Source organism: Pseudomonas sp. WS 5503, assembly GCF_012985385.1.
Lineage (GTDB): Bacteria > Pseudomonadota > Gammaproteobacteria > Pseudomonadales > Pseudomonadaceae > Aquipseudomonas > Aquipseudomonas paracarnis.
Map to the genome: position 1 here is coordinate 48,422 of NZ_JAAQWI010000013.1, position 21,271 is coordinate 69,692.

Sequence of the window (21,271 nt, forward strand, 5' to 3'; positions counted from 1 at the left end):
TGCCTGTGCTGTTATATCTTGAGTATTTGCCCACCCTGCTGGTCGCCATGGCGCGTATCTACCCCTGCGCTTTCCTCGTGGCGGCATTCTGTTTTCAACATATACGCGGCATGCTGCGGCATACCATTGTGGTGGTCATGGCACTGCTGCCTGCACCTGCCATTCATGTCATGCTGGAGGGCCAGGAACACTCGGCGCTGATGCTCGGAGGGCTGGTCCTCAAAGAGTTGGCCCTGGGGTTATTGCTGGGTGTGTTGCTGTCGATGCCGTTCTGGCTGTTCGAGTCGGTCGGGGCGTTGTTGGATAACCAGCGGGGCGCTTTGGCCGGTGGTCAGCTCAACCCCTCGCTTGGGCCAGACGCGACGCCGGCCGGGCATCTGTTCAAACAATTGGCGATTTTTTTGCTGATGGCCAGTATGGGCCTCGGGGCGTTGACGCAGGTGATCTGGGACAGCTATCTGCTCTGGCCACCGACGGTGTGGTTTCCACTGCCCGCTGCCGATGGGTTCGATGTATTTGTCGGCCTGCTTGGCGATACCTTCACGCACATGATGCTCTACGCTGCCCCCTTTATTGCAGTGCTGCTGTTGCTGGAGTTCGGCATCGCGCTGCTGGGGGTCTACAGTCAGCAATTGCAAGTGAGTACGCTGGCGCCGCCCCTCAAGAGCCTGGCGGGTATCGGTGTGCTGTTGTTGTATTTTGCGTTGCTGCAGGACCTGATCGTCGGGCGCATGGGCTTGCTTAAAGACCTCAAGCACTCCCTGGGCGTGTTTTTCAAGGTCTCGCTGTCATGAGTGATTCGGGGGAAAAGAAGCACCCCGCATCAGCCAAGAAGCTGCGTGATCAGCGTAAGAAAGGCCAAGTCGCCCAAAGCCAGGATGTGGGTAAGCTACTGGTGCTGACAGCCATCAGCGAAATCGCCTTGTTCACCGCCGAGAGCAGCCTGCAACGTTTCCAGCAGTTGATGCTGCTGCCGATCACGCGTCTGTCCTTGCCTTTCCCGCAGGCGCTGGAAGAAGTGATGGTCGAAGGTTTGATGTTGTTTTTCTCCTTCGCCCTGTTGATGGCCGCGGTGGCGATTATCACGAAGCTGGTCAGCAGTTGGATGCAGTTCGGGATTCTGTTCGCGCCGGACGCCTTGAAGCTCGACTTCAATCGTCTCAACCCGCTCAGCCAACTCAAGCAAATGTTTTCTGCCCAGTCGGTAATGAACCTGTTGATGAGCATCGTCAAGGCAACACTGCTGGGCCTGATCCTGTACGTGGTGATCTGGCCTTCCCTGGGGGCGTTGATCAATATGGCCACCAGCGATCTGCAAAGCTACCTCCTGGGATTGATCGCCCTGTTCCGCTATCTGCTGCATGCCTGTCTCGGGTTATTGCTGGTGCTGGCGCTTATCGACCTGGCGATGCAGAAATACTTCTTTGCCAAGCGCATGCGCATGACCCAGGTCGAGGTCATGAAAGAGTACAAGGACATGGAGGGCGATCCCCACGTGAAGGGGCAGCGCCGCGCCCTGGCGCAGCAATTGGCCCAGGAGGAGCCGAAGGTCAAGCTGCCCAAGCTGGAGGAGTCCGATATGCTGGTGGTCAACCCGACGCACTTTGCCGTGGCCTTGTATTACCGCCCCGGCAAAACGCCGCTGCCCCTGCTGGTGAGCAAAGGGACTGATGATGACGCCCGTGCGTTGATCGCTCGCGCCAAAGCGGCTGATGTACCGGTGATCCAGTGCGTGTGGCTGGCCCGTACGCTGTATACGAACAAGCTGGGGGCGACAATTCCTCGTGAAACCCTACAGGCCGTGGCATTGATCTACCGCACCCTGCGCGAGCTTGATGATGAGGCCAAGCGTGAAACCCTGGAATTGCCGGAGCTTGATCTGCGTTGATCAGCGCCGGGTACGCGCATCCAGGGTTTCAAGGTTGGCCAACGACAACATTCGGCTGAGGAGCCTGTCGAGCAGGTTGGGCTGTGGGGGCAGTGCATGCCAGATCACCAGCGCGTCCTGTGCGTCAATGTAGATAAAGCAGCCATCGAATGCCACAGCCTGCTCGAAACGCCGCTCCAGCGCGTTCTGCAATTGTGAAGCTTGCAGCGCCTCGCGAGCCACGTGCAGGGCCAGACCCTGACGGGTTCCGGCTTGCATGTTGCTGGCTGTTACCCCCGGGCCAAGCGTCAGGTGGGCGGCAGAGCCGCCCACCAGGCTGTCGAGGAAGACCTGGCGTTCATCGGCCGGGGTTCCCTGGGCGCTCATCGTTCCAGCGACACCGTCTGATAGTCCGGACGCTCTCCGGCAGGGCCGGGTTCGACGCGCGTTTGTGAGGGCCACCAAATCACCAGCTTGTCCTTGGACGATTGCGGACGTGAGCAGGAGTCGCCCTTGCAGGTGGGCGTACAACCGGCGACGAGCAGCGCCGCGCCGATCAGGGTGATGTACAGCGAGCGATGTTTCATGGCTTGGCCTTTTGAGTTGGAGTGATCAGGGAGGGACGGGGCACGCTGATGTGTTCATCCTTGACCACCGGGCGCATGGCGATAAACACTTCTGCTTCCTCGCCCGGCTTGAGCCAGGCGCGGGGCCAGACACTCACGGCCAGGGTTTGCGAAGTACTGCATTCCTTTTCGTCGATGCGCACATTGCGATTGAACTGGTTGCGCAGCACCACCACGGCTACGTTGTACTGCGGGCCGGCGTACCACTGGCTGCGCTCGGTGTTCAGCGCCAGCAAGTTGCGGGTACTGCACAAGGTGTTCAGCCCCAGGGGCATCGGCGCTACCTTGAAGGCTTTGGGCACTTGCCCGGTGACCAGGTGCGCCAGGGTACTGATAATGTCGCTGCGCTTGATCACTGGCTGGTGAGGGTCGTAGCGCCTGGCCAGGGGGGTGAGAGCGGCTTGCAATTCGACCTGGTCTGCCTGGGGCAGGTAGCGTGACGGGTCGGTCTGGTCGCCGATAACGCGTGGCGTGAGGATAAATAGACGTTCGCGCCGATTGTTCTGTCGTTCAGTGGAGGAAAACAACGCCTTGCCCAACAGCGGAATATCCCCCAGCAGGGGTACTTTGCTGTGCTTGTCGGTGCTTTCGGTGACATGGAAACCACCGACCACGAGCGAACGTTTTTCGGCCATGATGGCTTGGGTGCTGACTTTGCCTCGGCGTACATCGAAGCTGCCGGGAGTAGGGTTGGCCTCTTCGAAGTTACCGTCCTCGATATCTACCAACAGCTGAATCTGATGGCCACCACGGCTCGTGATGACGCGGGGCACGACCTGGAAGCTGGTACCCACGGTGATCGGTAAAATCGTAGCGTTCTGCCGACCGCGAGTCAGGTATTGGGTCCGGTTGAAATCAATTACCGCTGGCTGGTTTTCCAGTGTCAGGACTGACGGATTGGACACCATGGTTGCCAGGCCCTTGGCTTCCAGCGCGCGTATCTCCGCGTCGAAACGACCGCGGTTTTCAATTGTCAGTTGAGCGTTGCCGGAAATCATGTTGGCTGCGCCACTGAAGCGACTGTTCTGAAAGCCCCATCTCACCCCGAATTCGCGCAGTTGCGTGCGCTCGATGTCGAGGATGATGGCATCGATTTCCACCAGTTTGCGTGCCACGTCGAGCTGGGTGATCAGTTCGCGATACATTGCCTGCCGTTCCGGCACGTCATAAATCAGGATGGCGTTATTGCGCAAGTCGGCTTCGACGCGGATACGGGCAGGGCTGAGGGGGGACCGCCGGGTGATTGACATGCCCGTATCGGTCGAGTCGTTCAACCCGGTTGTCGGCGTGGAGCCGAGCATTTGCCCCAGCAACGGGTTGCTCAAGCGTGGCACCACCGGAGTGATGAACGGGGGCGGGGTGATGGAGCGTTGAGACTGCGCCGAAGACGATGAGGGTGAGCGCGGTTCCAGAAGCCCTCTTAGCATGGTGGCTACACCGGGGATGATGATTTTTTCGTTGCGGTATTCCATTTGGCGATCCGCCGCGCTGGCGAATTTCAGTGGATAGCTCAGCACGCTCTGTTTTTCATCCGTAGAACGGCGCTGGCTGCTGAAGCGCTTGATCTGTTCGATATAAACCTTCGGGCCGGAGACCAGCACAACACCGTCTTCCGGCAACTCGCCCCAGCCGAAACGACTGTCGAGCAAGCCTATATCGGTCAGCGCTTGTTTGAGGTCCGCGATGGTCTCGGAGGAGACTTCCAGGCGCGCGGATTCTTGCTGGTCCAGGGTGCTGATATAGAGGGTGTTGTTATACATATACCATTGGAAACGGTGTTCGACCCCCAACCGGTCGAGCAATGATTGCGGCGTATTTGCGCGTATCTTGCCGTTGACGTTACCTTCGAGCAGGCCCTCGACCTGGAGCTGAGTACCAAATGTCTGGGCAAAATCCTCCAGCACTTCGCGCACTGGCTTGTGCTGGGCTTCATATGCGTAGGCCGTGTTCTTCCACTCAGGAGGTATAGCGGCCAGCGCGCTATCCAGTGGTAGCAGCCACCCAGGCAGCATAATGAGCCAACACCAGGCGGCGCGGGGAGTAAAAGCAGGTACGTGAGGGCGCAAGCGTTTGTGCTTGTCGTTTTTATCAGGCATGGGAAAGTCTCTGGTTAGTACGGTGTCGAGCGCAGCGACGTGGATATGAATGTGCGTACAGGCCGCGCCTGGCGCGCGACGACGGCGCGCCAGGTGTCGCGTTGGTTGAGGAGGGACTCGAGACACTTCGCCAGCGCTTCGCCGTGCCCCCTCTCCACGCATTGAATAAGCCAAAGCGCACCGGTGGTCGGCGCCAATGCAACTGCACCGTGAAAATAGCTCAGGCTAGGGCCTCCCAAGCGCATCCAGGTGCGCAACTGGGCTTTGTGGTCACCCGCCTGGGTCAACTGGACCTTTACCAGCAGTCTGTTCGAAACGCGTTGAAAGATGATTTCGTCGTCGCTCTCAAACAAGGTGAGCTGCTCTTCGTGGCCATTCAGCCAACCGGCAAGGAGTGCTTGCAACTTATTGCACGCCATCCAGCGCTGTTTTGAGCAGTGTATGTCTGGAGCGCGTGTGTTCGTTGAAGGCGATGACAGAGAGCTTCTGTTGTTTCATGAGGTTGCTGAAGTAATCGATATCTGCATCGAGCGCTTCCGGATCTTTATAGGCCGTATTCACCCGCTTGATATCAGCCTGAACTTGCCTCAATAGATGGTTTTTCAGGTTTCCGTGAAAGTCCATGATTTTTACTCCAGATGTGTCTGAACTGTGTGGCGGGTTGTTTGCCACCAGTTCCATCGGAAGAAATTTTTTTAAAGATATCGCCTGCCTCTACCGCTATGTCCCTACACGTTTGTAAACAATATTTCTCGCATCGAGGCCCAGTCGATCCGAAAATCGCCTTCATCTGTTTCCAGTAGCAGCGATTGAGGTTTGACCTGGTCATCGGGGCGAAGCTTCCAAGGTGTAGAGCCCAGCTGGACCAAGGCTTGGGCTATCTGCTCATGTTCGAGCGGGTTGCAAACCAAGGTGGCCTTCATAGGTGGAATTTGCGTCGTTACCAACTGTTTGACCAATGCCGAAAGGCGCTTTGGGGGAGGCACTTCCTCCAACAGGCAGTGGAAGGCTCGGTTGGCGATGGATGTTGCGTAGTGTTCGAGGTTGTCACACATCGCCTTGCGTTGGCGCTCCCACGCACTGAGTTGCGCGTGGGCGCGTGACCAGAAGTCGAGGCGGGCCTGCTCAAGCATTTCTTCACGATGCTCAACCGCCTGGCGCAGCAGCTCTTCAGCTTGTGCCCGTGCGCTATCTAGCAACTGCGCGGACTGAAAGCAATCGGCGAGCATCTCCCGGGTAATCAGTACTTTTGGCTGCCCGGAAGCGCCGTCGTGCAATTCGATTTTGCGTTGGGTCAACATAGACAATGCTCTGGTGTGTTGCCGTTAACGACGAGTTGTTTCACTACCCGTTGCGTCGATACGCCAGACAATCGCCTGCCACAGCGTATTGAGCCGGCCATGCGCATCGTCAAATGGCAGGTGTGTGGTTTCAAGTGCCTGCACCCGGTCAGGCGGCAAGCGCAGACGAAGGCGTTGCCAGACAGCAGGCTCGACCCAGGCCCTCAGCAATTGCATTGGATCATCCTCCGGCTGCAACAGGGCGTCAGGGTGTAGCGCCTTGGCAAGGCGCTCACACCACTTGCGGTGTTCATCGCACAAGGGGCTGTCGAGGTTGGGGTGGCACGTAAGCTCCAGCAGTGCTATCGCTAGATCGAACTGCTCCCGTGAAGCCAGGGCCAAACCAAGCACCGTTGCACAGGGAGGGGGAGGCAGGCATGGCTCGATGCCCAACGCTGCGCACGCCAGCGCGGGTTGGCTGCGGCACAAGGCGGGTACTGCGTGGTAGGCGTGAGCGCTGGTCGCGTCCGGGTGCGAAAACTGCCACGGACTGGCCCACCATTGGGCCCAGGCCAGATGATCACTCATTCGCTAGAGGCGCTGGGGCGACAGGTTCCTGCCTGGATCGTTGGCTTCGTATGCGCCAGAACAGCGCCAAGGCCAGTGTCAGTATCGCGCCGATAACCAGAGCGCTCATAGCGGTACGCCAAAAACCGATGTCTTCCTCGGGGATCAGGAACGGACCGAAGTAGCTCAGGCGTTGTTGTTCCTGGTAAGCCGTTGCCGGTACAAAAACCACCGTGAGCTTCTGCGCGTTATCCAGTGCAGTGGTCATGCCAGGAATACTACTGGATACCATCCTGCGTACGCGCGCGCGGATGCTGTCGGGCTCCAGTCGTGGGTCATGTTTGATGAACACTGAGGCGGAGGCGGGTTGGACGGGCTCACCGGGAGCCACGCGTTCGGGCAGCACCACGTGCACACGAGCGACGATGACCCCATCGATTTTTGACAGGGTCGCCTCCAACTCCTGGGACAGGGCATAGATATACCGGGCACGCTCTTCCAGTGGCGTAGAGATGACGCCCTCCTTGCGGAAGGTGTCCCCCATCGTGGCACGGGCGACCTTGGGCAATCCGACCGCTTCCAGCGTGCGAACGGCGCGGCTGATATCGGCTGCATTGACACGCACCACGACGCCGTCCTTGGCAGGCACTTTTTGTGCGCGTATGTGTTTGTCAGCCAGTTCCGCGATGACCTCATTGGCATCCTGCTCGGAGAGTTGGCGATGCAGTTCGACACTTTCGCCGCAGCCGCCCAGCATCAGCGCCAGCGAGAAAACTAATCCGACGGATAGAAAACGAGTCATTTTTTCCTACTGCAGGTTGCTGATTTTTTCTAGGCATTGCGCGCCCTTGCCGACGCACTTCACCAGGGTTTGGGTCAGTAGAATGGAGTCTGAAAGATTGGGGGTGTAGTTGAGCCGATTTTTTTCTTTGAACTCATTGTTGAAGTCCTTGAGACCTCGACTCATACCACTTTTAGCCTTGTCCAAATACTGCAAAGCGTCGGTCAGTGCGTTCGCGGATGGCGTGGCGGTAACCCGTTGCATCGAGGGGGCCAATAACGCGCTGAAAAAGCTCGCATCTTCGCTGTGGTGCGTAGGTTGGGTAGGGGGCCTGTGGGCTGTAAGGCCGTTTTGATATTCGCGTAATACGTCGACTTCTTCTATTTGCATATGGACCTCTAAGGGGAAACCCGCCCTTTGATGACCAAGGGCGGTGAAGCTATTTAACGCAGCGCGTCGTTGTTCTTTTTCTGCTCACTGATCCTGAACGCCTCATTGCTTTCTTTCATGGATTCGCGAAGCAGTTGCTTCCTTTCTGCCTTAAGGTCTGCGTTTTCGCCACCGGTGACCGGGGGGTGGTAGCTTTGCGGGTTGATGCCAGAAATACTCATAGTGATGCTCCGCTATCTAAGAAATGACATTTGAGCCTTGATGCGTAGTTGCAATAGTGTTGCTGCCGATAGGCACTAAATATATCAGGCTCATCCTTGTGTGGTTCAGGCTCGAATATGGTTCCCGCTTTTACTTAAAGGGTGTGTCTGAAGGTGTCTTCGATGTGGGCTGAGCAGCGGGCTACTGTATATCTAGTTGTTTCATTCGGTAGTAAAGCGTTCTCTTTGCCATGCCCAACTCTACAGCCACCTCGTCCACACAGTAGGTATGACGCCGCAGCGACTCTTCAATCAGAGCTTTCTCGATTTGTTGCAGGCGTTCTTTCAGGTTGGTGGGTTGGTTTGTAGCGTTCGAGGGCGAGCTTGATAATGGCGCCAGACCCAGCACGAAACGTTTGGCAGTCGAGCGCAGTTCACGCACATTTCCCAGCCATGGATGGCACAGCAACTGTTGGACGAGCTCGCTGCAAGGGTTTGGGGCGAGACACTTATAGTGCTCGGCTTCCTCTTGAATCATATTCAGGAACAACGGGACGATTCGGTCACGGCGATTGCGCAGCGCAGGCAGATTGATATTTACGACGTTCAGGCGGAAATACAGGTCGCGCCTGAACTTTCCCTGCTCGACCATCTCATGCAGGGATTGTTGTGCAGAGGCGATGACTCGCATGTCCACCGGGATAAACCGGGTTGAGCCCAGGCGTTCGACGCCACGTGACTCCAGCACACGTAGCAGTTTGGCCTGCATGGAAAGCGGCATGCTGTCGATTTCATCCAGATACAAGGTGCCCAGGTGTGCGGTTTCGATAAAACCCGCACGTGATTGCACTGCTCCTGTATAGGCGCCGCTGTTGACGCCGAACAGTTGGCTCTCTGCGAGGCTTTCCGGAATGGCGGCGCAGTTCACTGCGACAAAATGACCTCGTCGCCCCGACAAACGATGGATTCGTTGGGCCAGGGTATCCTTGCCAGTACCCGTCTCCCCCAATAACAAAATATCGATATCGAGCGCTGCTGTACTCTTGAGCGTACGTTCGATATCCAAGGATTCAACAGAAGGGAAGTATGTCTCATTTGTTGTCTTGTAAGAGGCTGACATAGTCAGGGTGCTCCACTATCGCTATCACTTCACTGTTGATAGAGCGCTGTTGGCGTGCGGTCAGTAGAGCGCAAATAATCAAAAATGTCATCGTGCTTATTAGTATGAAAATACTGCGCGAGAGCGTGTCAAATATTAACTATGTCAGGGCGCTGTATTGTTCAAGTGCATTCTTGATGGTTGTTGAATGTTTAGTGTAGGAGAAGACTTAAGGCTTGAAGGATTCATCGTTTAAATCGATCAAGGGTTATGAGTGATTAAGTTTTCTACGTGTGGGGCTTTTAGTTGGGTGGCAGGTAGAAACAGGAGGCAATAAAAAACCGACGCAATGCGTCGGTTTTTTTGTATCGGGCAGAGGTTCAGCTAACGCTTACACGTTGAAACGGAAGTGCATCACATCGCCATCTTTGACAATGTAATCCTTACCTTCCAGGCGCCACTTACCGGCTTCCTTGGCACCGGCTTCACCCTTGAACTGAATGAAGTCGTTGTAAGCGATCACCTCAGCGCGGATAAAGCCTTTCTCAAAGTCGGTGTGGATCACGCCAGCCGCCTGTGGCGCGGTAGCACCGACCTTGACGGTCCAGGCGCGGACTTCTTCGACACCGGCGGTGAAGTAGGTCTGCAGGTTGAGCATTTCGTAGCCGGCCCGGATTACGCGGTTCAGGCCAGGCTCTTCCAGGCCCAGGGCCTCGAGGAACATGTCCTTTTCTTCGCCGTCATCGAGCTCGGCGATTTCCGCTTCGATCTTGTTGCATACCGGAACAACGATGGCGCCTTCTTCGTCGGCAATGGCCTTGACCACGTCGAGCAGCGGGTTGTTCTCGAAGCCGTCTTCGGCAACGTTGGCGATGTACATCACAGGCTTGGTGGTCAGCAGGTGGAAGCCCTTGATCACGGCCTTCTCATCGGCCCCCATATTCTTCATCAGGCTGCGCGCCGGTTTGCCTTCGGTAAAGTGCGCGATCAACTGCTCCAGCAGGCCCTTCTGGACCACTGCATCCTTGTCGCCGCCCTTGGCGTTACGCGCGACTTTCTGCAGTTGCTTTTCGCAGCTGTCGAGGTCGGCGAAGATCAGTTCCAGGTCGATGATCTCGATGTCGCGCTTGGGGTCTACGCTGTTGGAGACGTGAATCACATTCTCGTCTTCAAAGCAGCGGACCACGTGGGCGATAGCATCGGTTTCGCGGATGTTGGCCAGGAACTTGTTGCCCAGGCCTTCACCTTTCGAGGCGCCGGCGACGAGGCCCGCGATGTCGACGAACTCCATGGTGGTCGGCAGGATGCGCTTGGGATTGACTATGGCCGCCAGTGCGTCAAGACGCGGGTCCGGCATTGGTACGATGCCGCTGTTGGGTTCGATGGTGCAGAAGGGGAAGTTCTCCGCCGCAATACCGGACTTGGTCAGGGCGTTGAACAGGGTGGACTTGCCGACGTTGGGCAGGCCGACGATGCCGCAATTGAATCCCATGGTGTTTCCCCTCGGATAAGAGTCAAGCCTTCTGGCTGTGCAGGTTTTTCATCGCACGGTTCCATTCACCGGCGAAGATATCCGGCAGCACGCCGAGGGCAAAATCGATGCTGGCATCGAGTTTTTCCTGTTCGGCGCGTGGCGCACGACCCAGGACGAAATTTGAAACCATACTGGCAACGCCTGGGTGGCCAATGCCGAGCCGCAGACGGTAAAAATTATTCTGATTGCCCAACTGCGCGATGATGTCACGCAGGCCATTGTGCCCACCATGCCCGCCGCCGAGCTTGAGCTTGGCTACGCCGGGTGGCAGGTCCAGTTCGTCATGGGCCACCAGGATTTCTTCGGGTTTGATCCGGAAGAAGCCCGCAAGCGCCGCGACAGCCTGGCCGCTGCGGTTCATGTAGGTGGTGGGAATCAACAGACGAACATCCTGACCCTGATGCGAGAAGCGCCCGGTCAGGCCAAAATATTTGCGATCGGCCACCAGATTGATGCCTTGGGCGTGGGCGATACGCTCAACAAAAAGGGCCCCCGCGTTATGCCGGGTCTGTTCGTATTCGGCGCCTGGATTTCCCAGGCCAACGATCAGTTTAATGGCAGTCACGACGGGGGCCCTTCCTTTGGAGTTGTGGATAACATCGCCGTACCAAGGTGCGGCGAAAGTGGACGACACTACATCATTTACTCAAGAGTAAACGCCGCGTTATCGCCCGCTTTCTCGCTACGTTTCGGTCCGCGATGTTTCCTCAAGCTCCGGCAATACAGAGTGAATTACTCTGCAGCGCCTTCTTCAGCTTCTTCTGGAGCAACGCGTGGAGCGTGAACGTTGGCAACAGCTTTGTCATCACCGTGAGCCAGTGCAACAAACTCAACGCCTTTAGGGGCCTTGAGGTCGGACAGGTGAACGATGGCGCCGATTTCCAGAGCCGACAGGTCGACTTCGATGAACTCAGGCAGGTCTTTCGGCAGGCAGGTCACTTCGATTTCGTTCAGGACGTGAGAGATCTCGCCGCCTTTCTTGACCGGAGCTTCTTCACCTACAAAGTGCACAGGCACGATGGCGGTCAGTTTCTGGCCAGCTACAACGCGAACGAAGTCAGCGTGCATGATGAACTGCTTGGAAGGGTGACGCTGCATTGCTTTAACGATGACGTTCTGCTTGGCGCCGTCGACGTTCAGCTCGATAACGTGGCTGTAGGCAGCTTCGTTTTCGAACAGCTTGGCGATTTCCTTGGCCAGGATGGTCACGGATTCAGCAGGCTTGTTACCACCGTAGACAACGGCTGGGATGTTGGCGGCGTGACGCAGGCGGCGGCTCGCACCTTTCCCCAGGTCAGTACGCGCTTGGGCGTTCAGAGTAAATTCGTTCATGTTGTATCTCCAAAATAGCCATCATCGAGGGGCGTTTGCGACCAGCGCCGAACTCGATATGGGCAAAAAAGCCCCGCCCCAGCGGAATGCTGGGGCGGGGCGCTTTTCGTCAGTGAGGTGATCCGTTGGTTTGACCCTTAACGGAACATCGCGCTGATCGATTCTTCATTGCTGATGCGGCGAACCGCTTCGGCAACGACCGGTGCAATATCCAGTTGGCGGATACGTGCACAGGCTTGAGCTGCGGCGGACAACGGGATGGTGTTGGTCACCACCAGTTCGTCCAGCACGGAGTTCTCGATGTTCTCGATCGCTCGGCCCGACAGCACAGGGTGTGTGCAGTAGGCGAAGACTTTTGCTGCACCGTGCTCTTTCAAGGCTTTCGCCGCGTGGCACAGGGTGCCGGCGGTGTCGACCATGTCATCAACCAGAATACAGGTGCGCCCTTCGACATCACCGATGATATGCATCACTTCAGAGTGATTGGCTTTCTCACGGCGTTTGTCGATGATCCCGAGGTCCACGCCCAAGGATTTGGCAACAGCCCGTGCACGCACGACGCCACCAATGTCCGGGGACACGATCATCAGGTTTTCAAAGCGCTGGTCTTCGATGTCATCCACCAAGACGGGGGAGCCGTAGATGTTATCTACTGGAATATCGAAGAACCCCTGGATTTGGTCAGCGTGCAGGTCAACCGTGAGCACACGGTCGATACCTACCACGGTCAGCATGTCAGCAACGACTTTCGCGCTGATAGCTACACGTGCGGAGCGCGGACGGCGATCCTGACGGGCATAACCAAAGTAAGGGATTACAGCTGTGATTCGAGTCGCTGAGGAGCGGCGGAAGGCATCAGCCATCACGACGAGTTCCATCAGGTTATCGTTGGTCGGAGCGCAGGTCGGCTGAATAATGAAGACGTCTTTACCGCGGACATTTTCATTGATCTCGGCTGTAATTTCGCCGTCGGAGAATTTACCGACAGAGATGTCACCGAGAGGGATATGCAGCTGACGTACGACACGTCGAGCCAGATCGGGGTTGGCATTCCCCGTAAAGACCATCATCTTGGACACGCGCAGTACCTAGAGGCTGAGGGTAACCTGGATGAGTATTAGAAAATGGCAGGGGCGGCTGGATTCGAACCAACGCATGGCAGGATCAAAACCTGCTGCCTTACCGCTTGGCGACGCCCCTGTATCTGTTGCAACGAGTGCCTAACACTCGGTTCCTTTTAGAGCAGACTTTGCAGCTTGCGATGCAACATCGAAACGTTGCTTCCTTTTGCTACAAACCCTGTAAGGGTCTCTGTAAGAAGGGCCGAGACTTTATCAGCTTCAGCTTTGCTTGGGAAGCCCCCAAACACACAACTTCCAGTTCCGGTTAATTTTGCTTCGGTAAATTTACCTAACAAATTCAAAGCGTTACGTACCTCTGGATAACGCCTTGCTACAACCGGTAAGCAGTCATTTCGACTGTTTCCCTTGGGAACGGGGCGCACTTTAATGGGAGAAGAGTTACGTGTCAACAACGGATCTGAAAAAATTTCTGCTGTACTTACAGATACTTGCGGCACCAGCACGACATACCAAGGTTCTTCGGGCTCTACAGGGGTGAGTTTTTCCCCGACGCCTTCAGCAAATGCGGCGTGCCCCCGCACGAAAACCGGGACGTCGGCGCCCAGCGTGAGGCCCAGCGCAGCAAGGCGATCGTGGTCCCAGCCCAGTTGCCATAAGTGATTGAGGCCCAACAAAGTGGTCGCGGCATTTGAGCTGCCGCCACCGATACCACCGCCCATGGGCAGGATTTTGTCGATCCAGATATCAATGCCAAGTGGGCAGCCGGATTGTTCCTGAAGTTTTTTGGCCGCCCGCACAATCAGATTGCTGTCGTGGGGCACACCGTCGAATTCGGTGTGCAACTGAACCACGCCATCGTCACGCACGGCAAAGGTGAGCTCATCGCCGTAGTCGAGAAACTGAAACAGCGTCTGCAACTCGTGGTAGCCATCTTCACGGCGGCCAAGGATGTGCAGCATCAGGTTGAGCTTGGCCGGGGAGGGCAGGGTCAATTTTTGTACGGACACGTTATTGCCCCAGCTTGCGCGGTTGCCAGTCCTTGATCACCAGCGTGACATCAAGGTCGGTGCCATGCAGCTTGATACGTTCGGGCAGCCAATACCCGCTTTGCTCCACGTAGCTCAAATATTCGACCTGCCAGCCATCCTGCTCCAGGGTGGCGAGGCGGCTGTCGCCATTGAGGCTCAGACGGCTCTTGCTGTCAGGTGCCGGCAAGCCGCGCACCCACCAGACCAGATGCGAGACGGGCAACTTCCAGCCAATCTGCTGCTCCAGCAGTTCTTCCGGGGAGGTTGCCTCGTAGCGGCCCTGATTGGCCACTTCCAGGCTCACTTGCCCTGGCCTGCCAGTCAGGCGGGCCGCGCCACGGCCCAGGGGGCCCGAGAGGCGAATGTCGTAATAGTCCTGGCGCTGCAGCCAGAACAGCGTGCCGCTGCCAGAGTCTTTCGGCGCACGCACCCCGACCTTGCCCTCGATCTGCCAGCCATCAATGCTGCTGAGCTGGTCCTTGTGTTGTTTCCATTGTGCCGGGTTGCCCTGGCCTTCAACGGATTCACGGCTGCCGATGCCCGCGCAACCGGCGAGCAGGGCGATGAAGCTGAAAACGATAACGTGGCGCAAGAACATAAGCTTAAAGGGTCTCGGATCCGGTCAGGCGCTTGATGGTGCTGCGCAGGATGGGGCTGTCGGGTTGTTCCTTGAGGAATTTTTCCCAGATTTGTCGGGCTTCGCGCTGCTTGCCATTGGCCCAGAGCACTTCGCCCAAGTGTGCGGCAACTTCCTGGTCCGGGAAACGCTCCAGGGCCTGGCGCAGCAAGCGCTCGGCCTCGTCGAGGTTGCCCAGGCGGTAATTCACCCAGCCCAGACTGTCGAGCACGGCAGGGTCTTCCGGGTTGAGCGCATGGGCTTGTTCAATCAGCGCCTTGGCTTCGGCGTAGCGCGTGGTGCGGTCGGACAAGGTGTAGCCCAGGGCGTTAAGTGCCATGGCGTTGTCCGGGTCGCGCTTGATGATCAGCCGCAGGTCTTTTTCCAACTGCGCCAGGTCATTGCGTTTTTCTGCCTGCATGGCGCGGGTGTACAGCAGGTTCAAATCGTCGGGGTATTGCAGCAACGCCTGTTGCAACAGTTTCCAGGCGCGTTCGCCCTGTTTGTTGGCCGATAAGGTCTCGGCCTGGATCAGGTACAGCTGGATGGCGTAATCCGGCTCGGCATCGCGGGCCGCGGCCAGGCGTTTTTCCGCTTCGTCGGTGCGGCCGTTGCTCATCAGGATATCGGCCTGGCGCAATTGCGCTGGCAGATAATCATTGCCGGGGCCGACCTGGGCGTATTCAAGCAGGGCCGCCTGCGGGTCGTTGCGCTCTTCAGCGATGCGGCCCAGGTTCAGGTGCGCCGAGTCCACGTGGCTGTCACGTTCGATCAGCTCTTGCAGGTAGCCCTTGGCCTCGTCCCAGGCTTTGGCTTCCAGGCACACCAATGCCAGGGAATAACGCAGTTCGTCGTCGTCCGGGTATTGCTGGACCAGGTTGGCGAACTGCACTTTGGCGTCTTCCATACGGTCCTGCTCAACCAGCATACGTGCATAGGTCAGGAGCAGGCGCTTGTCGCCGGGGTATTTCTTGATGCTTTTTTCCAGCAGCGGAATCGCTTCCTTGCCGCGGTTAAGGCTTTGCAGCAGGCGTGCACGCAACAGGATGGGCGCGATTTCACCTTCTTCCGGCGGGTTCTGCTCCAGCAGCTTGAGCGCGGCGTCGGCTTCATCGTCCTGTTGCAGCAGCAGGGCCTTGCCGAAAATCAACTGGCTGTTCTTCGGGTGCTTTTGCAGCAGGCGATCGAAACTCTTCATCAGGCCGTTGCGCGTGTCCTGGTCGGTGTCGGCGGCCGACAGCGCAAGAAAGTCAAAATGTGTGTCGCCTTTGCCCTGCAGGACCTTCTCCATATAAACCATGGAGTCGTCATAGCGCCCGGCACGCGCCAGTTGCACGGCTGCGGCGCGCTGGGCTTCCAGATCATCCGGGGCATTTTTGGCCCAGATCAGCGAGGTGTCCAGTGCTGCCTGGTCGGCGCCCAGGTATTCGGCGATGCGAAACGCTCGCTCGGAAATCCCCGGGTCTTGGGTGTTGATGGCCTGGGTCACGTAATTATCCAGTGCAATATCAAAGCGATTGCGCTGGCCGGCCAGTTCAGCGGTCAGCAGGCTGTAGATCGTTTCTTCACTGAACGAGGAATAAACCTTGGGTTTTTCAGGGGCGGGAGTGCTGTCTTCCACCGGCGACGTAGCGTCCGGCGACACGGGTGCCATGGCCTGGCAGCCGCTGAGGAAGACAAAAGCGAGGAGCAACGCGGAAGATCTATTCATATAGGAAGAGGACGACTAACCTGCGGTCGGATCATCATGACACAAGCCTTCGGCCAAACATAACCGGGGCACTCGGAATACGACTATTGCTGCCTTTTGCCTTTCCTTTGTAGGAGCGAGCTTGCTGGCGAAAAACCTGAGAGCGCCGCTGTGCGCCCGGCTTGCCGCGTTATCGTTGACGATTTTCGCGAGCAAGCTCGCTCCTGCAAAAGCGCATTGATAGGCATAAGGTATAGGGACAATAGACGACGGTGGTTGTTCTGAATCTTTCGAAGTAGGACAATTGTCGGCTTCCCGACATCATCAGCGATATTGAATGGCCTTCCTCGCACTCGGTATTAACCACAAGACTGCCTCCGTAGACGTGCGCGAGCGCGTGGCGTTTACGCCAGAGCAGTTGGTTGAGGCCTTGCAGCAGCTCTGCCGACTTACCGACAGCCGCGAAGCTGCGATCCTTTCGACCTGCAATCGCAGCGAGCTCTATATAGAGCAGGAACATCTCTCGGCGGATGTGGTGCTGCGCTGGCTGGCCGATTATCACCATTTGAGCCTCGATGACCTGCGTGCCAGCGCTTATGTGCATGAAGAGGATGCGGCAGTTCGTCACATGATGCGCGTGGCGGCCGGTCTCGACTCGCTGGTGTTGGGTGAACCGCAGATTCTCGGCCAGATGAAGTCTGCCTACGCCGTGGCGCGTGAGGCCGGCACCGTCGGCCCATTGCTGGGCCGCCTGTTCCAGGCCACCTTTAATTCCGCCAAGCAAGTGCGTACCGATACGGCCATCGGCGAAAACCCGGTGTCTGTGGCCTTTGCCGCTGTGAGCCTGGCCAAGCAGATTTTCAGCGACTTGCAGCGCAGCCAGGCCCTGCTGATCGGCGCTGGTGAAACCATCACCCTGGTGGCCCGTCACCTGCACGATCTTGGCGTGAAGCGCATCGTGGTCGCCAACCGCACCTTGGAGCGCGCCAGCATTCTGGCCGAGCAGTTCGGTGCCCATGCGGTGCTGCTGTCGGACATTCCCGCTGAACTGGTGCGCAGTGATATCGTCATCAGTTCTACCGCCAGCCAATTGCCGATTCTGGGCAAGGGCGCGGTCGAGAGCGCGTTGAAGCTGCGCAAGCACAAGCCGATCTTCATGGTAGATATCGCCGTTCCACGGGATATCGAGCCCGAAGTCGGCGAGTTGGACGACGTTTACCTTTATAGCGTCGATGATCTGCATGAAGTGGTCGCTGAAAACCTCAAGAGTCGTCAGGGTGCCGCCCAGGCCGCCGAGGAAATGGTCAGCACCGGCGCTGAAGATTTCATGGTGCGCCTGCGTGAACTGGCGGCAGTGGATGTGCTCAAGGCGTATCGTCAGCAGGGTGAACGCCTGCGTGATGAAGAGTTGCTCAAGGCCCAGCGCATGCTGGCCAACGGCAGCGGCGCCGAGGAAGTGCTGATGCAATTGGCCCGTGGCCTGACCAACAAACTGCTCCACGCTCCTAGCGTCCAGTTGAAAAAGCTTACCGCCGAAGGCCGCCTCGATGCGCTGGCCATGGCCCAGGAACTCTTTGCCCTCGGTGAGGGCGCGTCAGACAGCTCTTCGGATAAAAAACCGTAATGAAAGCGTCACTGCTCAATAAACTGGATGTGCTCCAGGACCGTTTCGAAGAACTGACCGCCTTGCTCGGCGATGGCGAGGTCATTTCCGATCAAACCAAATTCCGTGCTTATTCCAAGGAATACGCCGAAGTTGAGCCCATTGTGGCCACCTATAAAAACCTGCTGAAAGTCCAGGCCGACCTCGAAGGCGCCCAGGCCCTGCTCAAGGACAGCGACCCGGACATGCGCGAAATGGCCGTGGAAGAAGTCCGCGAAGCCAAGGAAAAACTCGCTGAGCTTGAGGGTGACCTGCAACGCATGCTGCTGCCCAAGGACCCTAACGACGGACGCAACGTTTTCCTCGAAATCCGCGCTGGTACCGGTGGCGACGAGGCGGCGATTTTTTCCGGTGACCTGTTCCGCATGTATTCGCGCTATGCCGAGCGTCGCGGCTGGCGCGTAGAGATCCTCTCCGAGAACGAGGGCGAGCACGGTGGCTATAAAGAAGTCATCGCCCGGGTTGAAGGCGACAACGTCTACGGCAAGCTGAAGTTCGAATCCGGTGCGCACCGCGTGCAACGGGTGCCTGCGACGGAATCCCAGGGCCGCATCCACACCTCGGCGTGCACCGTCGCCGTGTTGCCTGAGCCGGACGAACAGGAAGCCATCGAGATCAACCCGGCGGATTTGCGTGTCGACACTTACCGCTCATCCGGCGCGGGTGGCCAGCACGTTAACAAGACCGACTCGGCGATCCGTATCACACACTTGCCGTCGGGCATTGTGGTGGAGTGCCAGGAAGAACGTTCCCAGCACAAGAACCGTGCGCGGGCCATGTCCTGGTTGTCGGCCAAGTTGAACGACCAGCAGACCAGCGCCGCGGCCAACGCAATTGCCAGCGAACGCAAGCTGCTGGTGGGCTCCGGCGACCGCTCCGAGCGTATCCGTACCTACAACTTTGCCCAGGGCCGCGTCACGGACCATCGGGTCAACCTCACCCTGTATTCTCTCGACGAAATTCTCGCCGGGGGCGTGGATGCGGTGATCGAGCCTTTGCTCGCCGAATACCAGGCCGACCAACTGGCAGCGATAGGTGACTAAATGACCATCATCGCCAGCCTGCTGCGCGCCGCTGACCTGCCCGACTCGCCGACGGCGCGCCTGGACGTGGAGTTGCTGCTGGCCGCTGCCCTGGGCAAATCGCGCAGCTACCTGCATACCTGGCCGGAAAAGATCGTCAGCAGCGAAGACGCGCTGACCTTTTCCGGCTACCTGCAGCGCCGCCGCAGCGGCGAGCCGGTGGCCTATATCCTCGGCCAGCAAGGCTTCTGGAAACTCGACCTGGAAGTAGCACCGCACACTTTGATCCCCCGCCCGGAAACTGAGTTGCTGGTGGAAGCTGCCCTGGAATTGCTGCCCGCCACGCCCGCCCAGGTCCTGGACCTGGGCACCGGTAGCGGCGCCATCGCCTTGGCCTTGGCCAGCGAACGTCCGGCCTGGCAGGTCACGGCGGTCGACCGTGTGCTGGAGGCCGTGGCCCTGGCCGAGCGCAATCGTCAACGCCTGCACCTCACTAACGCCACGGTGCTCAACAGCCACTGGTTCAGCGCCCTGCAAGGCCAGCGCTTCGACCTGATCATCAGCAACCCGCCCTACATTGCCGACAATGACCCGCACCTGGTGGCCGGCGATGTGCGCTTCGAACCGGCCAGTGCGCTGGTGGCGGGGCACGATGGCCTGGACGATTTGCGCCTCATCATTGCAAAGTCTCCTGCTCACCTGAACGACGGCGGCTGGCTGTTGCTCGAACACGGTTACGACCAGGCCCAGGTCGTGCGCGATTTGTTACTCAACCAAGGCTTTGACGGCGTACACAGTCGCATCGACCTCGGCGGTCACGAACGCATCACCTTGGGGCGCCGCCCGTGCTGACCGACCAGGAGCTGTTGCGCTATAGCCGGCAGATTCTGTTGCAGCATGTCGACATTGATGGCCAATTACGCCTGAAACAGAGCCGCGCGTTGATCGTCGGCCTGGGGGGGCTGGGCGCTCCGGTGGCGCTTTACCTGGCCGCTGCTGGGGTGGGCGAATTGCACCTGGCGGATTTCGATACGGTCGATTTGACCAACCTGCAACGCCAGATCATCCATGACACTAACAGCGTGGGGCAGACCAAGGTCGATTCGGCCATGGGGCGCCTGAGAGCGATCAACCCTGAAGTCGCCCTGGTCGCCCATCGTGCTGCGCTGGATGCCGACTCGCTGGCTGCTGCGGTCAACGCAGTGGATCTGGTGCTCGATTGCAGCGATAACTTCTCTACCCGCGAGGCGGTCAATGTAGCCTGCGTTGCCGCCGGCAAACCGTTGGTCAGTGGCGCGGCCATTCGCCTTGAGGGGCAATTGTCGGTATTCGACCCTCGTCGCGCTGACAGTCCCTGCTACCACTGTTTGTATGGGCACGGCAGCGACACTGAACTGACCTGCAGCGAAGCCGGCGTTGTCGGGCCGTTGGTCGGTGTGGTTGGCAGCCTGCAAGCGCTGGAAGCCTTGAAGCTGCTGGCCGGTTTTGGTGAGTCGTTGGTAGGGCGCCTGTTGTTGATCGATGCGCTGACCACGCGTTTTCGCGAGTTGCGCGTCAAGCGTGACCCAGGCTGCAGCGTCTGCGGGGCAAAGCATGGTTAAGGGCGCGCCTGTTGGTGTGTTCGATTCCGGTATCGGCGGCTTGACGGTGCTGGAAGAAATCCAGCAGTTGTTGCCCCACGAGTCACTGCTGTACGTGGCGGACTGCGGGCACATTCCCTATGGCGAGAAAACGCCGGCGTTCATTCTTGAACGTTCTCGCTCGGTCGCTGAGTTTTTCCGTGAGCGGGGCGCCAAGGCCTTTGTGATTGCCTGCAACACGGCGACGGTCGCCGCGGTGGCCGATTTGCGCCAGGACTACCCCGACTGGCCGCTGGTAGGCATGGAGCCTGCGGTCAAACCTGCTGCTGCGGCCACGCGCAGTGGTGTGGTGGGTGTGCTCGCCACTACGGGCACACTGCAAAGCGCCAAGTTCGCCGCCTTGCTCGACCGTTTTGCCACCGATGTGCGGGTGATTACCCAGCCGTGCCCGGGCCTGGTGGAGCTGATTGAAGCCGGCGACCTCAACAGCCCCGCCTTGCACTCCCTGCTGCAAGGCTATATTGAGCCGCTGCTTAGCGCCGGTTGCGACACCATCATCCTGGGTTGCACTCATTATCCCTTCCTCAAGCCACTCCTGGCGCAGATGCTGCCCCCCAGCATCATCCTCATTGATACCGGCGCCGCCGTGGCGCGCCAGCTCAAGCGCTTGCTGGGTGAGCGCGACCTGCTGGCCATTGGCGAACCTGAACCTGCACAGTTCTGGACCAGCGGCGATCTGTGTCACCTAAGAAACATCCTACCGACACTTTGGAAACATCCTGGAGTTGTGCGAAGCTTTGGCTCGTGAAAATTTCGTG

The 21,271-nt window shown here is 58.2% G+C and carries 25 protein-coding genes and 1 tRNA gene; 7 read left to right on the plus strand and 19 right to left on the minus strand.

Annotation, left to right across the window (positions count from 1 at the left end):
* The first annotated feature begins 5 nt into the window (after positions 1–5).
* Entirely contained in the window at positions 6–794 is a 789-nt protein-coding gene (sctT, locus tag HBO10_RS27350) for a type III secretion system export apparatus subunit SctT (protein WP_034128096.1), read from the plus strand.
* On the plus strand, positions 791–1,888 hold the full coding sequence (gene sctU, locus HBO10_RS27355) for a type III secretion system export apparatus subunit SctU (protein WP_034128095.1): 1,098 nt from the start codon (positions 791–793) through the stop codon (positions 1,886–1,888). The genes sctT and sctU overlap by 4 nt, the downstream gene beginning before the upstream one ends.
* On the opposite strand, the gene HBO10_RS27360 is transcribed toward sctU, so the two are convergent.
* From HBO10_RS27360 to HBO10_RS27450, 19 genes are all read right to left on the minus strand, one after another.
* Complete coding sequence (locus HBO10_RS27360) at positions 1,889–2,254, minus strand: hypothetical protein (protein WP_034128094.1); 366 nt, start codon at positions 2,252–2,254, stop codon at positions 1,889–1,891.
* Positions 2,251–2,454, minus strand: a complete 204-nt coding sequence (hrpT, locus tag HBO10_RS27365; RefSeq protein ID WP_034128093.1) for an HrpT family type III secretion system protein — start codon at positions 2,452–2,454, stop codon at positions 2,251–2,253. Before hrpT ends, HBO10_RS27360 begins: the two co-directional genes overlap by 4 nt.
* Positions 2,451–4,589: a type III secretion system outer membrane ring subunit SctC gene (gene sctC / locus HBO10_RS27370; RefSeq protein ID WP_034128092.1), complete on the minus strand. Its 2,139-nt coding sequence runs from the start codon at positions 4,587–4,589 to the stop codon at positions 2,451–2,453. The genes hrpT and sctC overlap by 4 nt, the downstream gene beginning before the upstream one ends.
* A 14-nt stretch (positions 4,590–4,603) precedes the next feature.
* Positions 4,604–4,993 (minus strand): type III secretion system chaperone, encoded by a 390-nt coding sequence (locus HBO10_RS27375; RefSeq protein ID WP_034128091.1) that lies wholly within the window; start codon positions 4,991–4,993, stop codon positions 4,604–4,606.
* Between the two features lies 1 nt (position 4,994).
* Positions 4,995–5,213, minus strand: a complete 219-nt coding sequence (locus HBO10_RS27380; protein ID WP_034128090.1) for a hypothetical protein — start codon at positions 5,211–5,213, stop codon at positions 4,995–4,997.
* A 104-nt stretch (positions 5,214–5,317) separates the two neighbouring features.
* The gene (gene sctL, locus HBO10_RS27385) at positions 5,318–5,890 is read right to left on the minus strand and encodes a type III secretion system stator protein SctL (protein WP_034128089.1); all 573 of its coding nucleotides are present in this window, start codon (positions 5,888–5,890) and stop codon (positions 5,318–5,320) included.
* Between the two features lie 24 nt (positions 5,891–5,914).
* Positions 5,915–6,457: a hypothetical protein gene (locus tag HBO10_RS27390; protein WP_034128088.1), complete on the minus strand. Its 543-nt coding sequence runs from the start codon at positions 6,455–6,457 to the stop codon at positions 5,915–5,917.
* The gene (gene sctJ, locus HBO10_RS27395) at positions 6,450–7,238 is read right to left on the minus strand and encodes a type III secretion inner membrane ring lipoprotein SctJ (RefSeq protein WP_034128087.1); all 789 of its coding nucleotides are present in this window, start codon (positions 7,236–7,238) and stop codon (positions 6,450–6,452) included. Before sctJ ends, HBO10_RS27390 begins: the two co-directional genes overlap by 8 nt.
* A 6-nt stretch (positions 7,239–7,244) precedes the next feature.
* Positions 7,245–7,607 (minus strand): hypothetical protein, encoded by a 363-nt coding sequence (locus HBO10_RS31055; RefSeq protein WP_034128086.1) that lies wholly within the window; start codon positions 7,605–7,607, stop codon positions 7,245–7,247.
* 53 nt (positions 7,608–7,660) lie between these two features.
* Positions 7,661–7,828: a hypothetical protein gene (locus tag HBO10_RS27405; RefSeq protein ID WP_034128085.1), complete on the minus strand. Its 168-nt coding sequence runs from the start codon at positions 7,826–7,828 to the stop codon at positions 7,661–7,663.
* A gap of 181 nt (positions 7,829–8,009) precedes the next feature.
* Positions 8,010–8,927 carry a sigma-54-dependent Fis family transcriptional regulator gene (locus HBO10_RS27410; RefSeq protein WP_034128084.1) on the minus strand — a complete coding sequence of 306 codons (918 nt, stop codon included), beginning with the start codon at positions 8,925–8,927 and terminating at the stop codon, positions 8,010–8,012.
* A 370-nt stretch (positions 8,928–9,297) separates the two neighbouring features.
* Positions 9,298–10,398: a redox-regulated ATPase YchF gene (ychF, locus tag HBO10_RS27415; protein ID WP_014716830.1), complete on the minus strand. Its 1,101-nt coding sequence runs from the start codon at positions 10,396–10,398 to the stop codon at positions 9,298–9,300.
* A 22-nt stretch (positions 10,399–10,420) separates the two neighbouring features.
* Positions 10,421–11,005: an aminoacyl-tRNA hydrolase gene (gene pth, locus HBO10_RS27420; RefSeq protein ID WP_003188350.1), complete on the minus strand. Its 585-nt coding sequence runs from the start codon at positions 11,003–11,005 to the stop codon at positions 10,421–10,423.
* A gap of 167 nt (positions 11,006–11,172) precedes the next feature.
* The gene (locus HBO10_RS27425) at positions 11,173–11,772 is read right to left on the minus strand and encodes a 50S ribosomal protein L25/general stress protein Ctc (protein ID WP_003188351.1); all 600 of its coding nucleotides are present in this window, start codon (positions 11,770–11,772) and stop codon (positions 11,173–11,175) included.
* A gap of 137 nt (positions 11,773–11,909) precedes the next feature.
* Positions 11,910–12,851 carry a ribose-phosphate pyrophosphokinase gene (locus tag HBO10_RS27430; RefSeq protein ID WP_003171603.1) on the minus strand — a complete coding sequence of 314 codons (942 nt, stop codon included), beginning with the start codon at positions 12,849–12,851 and terminating at the stop codon, positions 11,910–11,912.
* 46 nt (positions 12,852–12,897) lie between these two features.
* Positions 12,898–12,972, minus strand: a tRNA-Gln gene (locus HBO10_RS27435).
* Positions 12,973–13,009: 37 nt separating this feature from the next.
* Positions 13,010–13,861 carry a 4-(cytidine 5'-diphospho)-2-C-methyl-D-erythritol kinase gene (ispE, locus tag HBO10_RS27440; RefSeq protein WP_034128083.1) on the minus strand — a complete coding sequence of 284 codons (852 nt, stop codon included), beginning with the start codon at positions 13,859–13,861 and terminating at the stop codon, positions 13,010–13,012.
* 1 nt (position 13,862) lies between these two features.
* Positions 13,863–14,480, minus strand: coding sequence for a lipoprotein insertase outer membrane protein LolB (gene lolB, locus HBO10_RS27445; RefSeq protein WP_032893661.1), 618 nt, complete (start codon positions 14,478–14,480; stop codon positions 13,863–13,865).
* 4 nt (positions 14,481–14,484) lie between these two features.
* Positions 14,485–16,209, minus strand: coding sequence for a tetratricopeptide repeat protein (locus tag HBO10_RS27450; RefSeq protein ID WP_034128082.1), 1,725 nt, complete (start codon positions 16,207–16,209; stop codon positions 14,485–14,487).
* A gap of 316 nt (positions 16,210–16,525) precedes the next feature.
* Between HBO10_RS27450 and hemA the strand changes: the two genes are divergently transcribed.
* From hemA to murI, 5 genes are read left to right on the plus strand one after another with little or no spacing between them, the layout of a single operon-like run.
* Positions 16,526–17,812 (plus strand): glutamyl-tRNA reductase, encoded by a 1,287-nt coding sequence (gene hemA, locus HBO10_RS27455; RefSeq protein WP_034128081.1) that lies wholly within the window; start codon positions 16,526–16,528, stop codon positions 17,810–17,812.
* Positions 17,812–18,894, plus strand: a complete 1,083-nt coding sequence (prfA, locus tag HBO10_RS27460) for a peptide chain release factor 1 (RefSeq protein WP_003188358.1) — start codon at positions 17,812–17,814, stop codon at positions 18,892–18,894. Before hemA ends, prfA begins: the two co-directional genes overlap by 1 nt.
* A complete protein-coding gene (gene prmC, locus HBO10_RS27465; protein ID WP_034128080.1) occupies positions 18,895–19,725 on the plus strand; it encodes a peptide chain release factor N(5)-glutamine methyltransferase in 831 nt (276 codons plus the stop codon).
* Positions 19,719–20,474: a molybdopterin-synthase adenylyltransferase MoeB gene (locus HBO10_RS27470; RefSeq protein ID WP_034128079.1), complete on the plus strand. Its 756-nt coding sequence runs from the start codon at positions 19,719–19,721 to the stop codon at positions 20,472–20,474. The genes prmC and HBO10_RS27470 overlap by 7 nt, the downstream gene beginning before the upstream one ends.
* Complete coding sequence (murI, locus tag HBO10_RS27475) at positions 20,467–21,261, plus strand: glutamate racemase (protein ID WP_034128078.1); 795 nt, start codon at positions 20,467–20,469, stop codon at positions 21,259–21,261. Before HBO10_RS27470 ends, murI begins: the two co-directional genes overlap by 8 nt.
* Positions 21,262–21,271 lie beyond the last annotated feature (10 nt).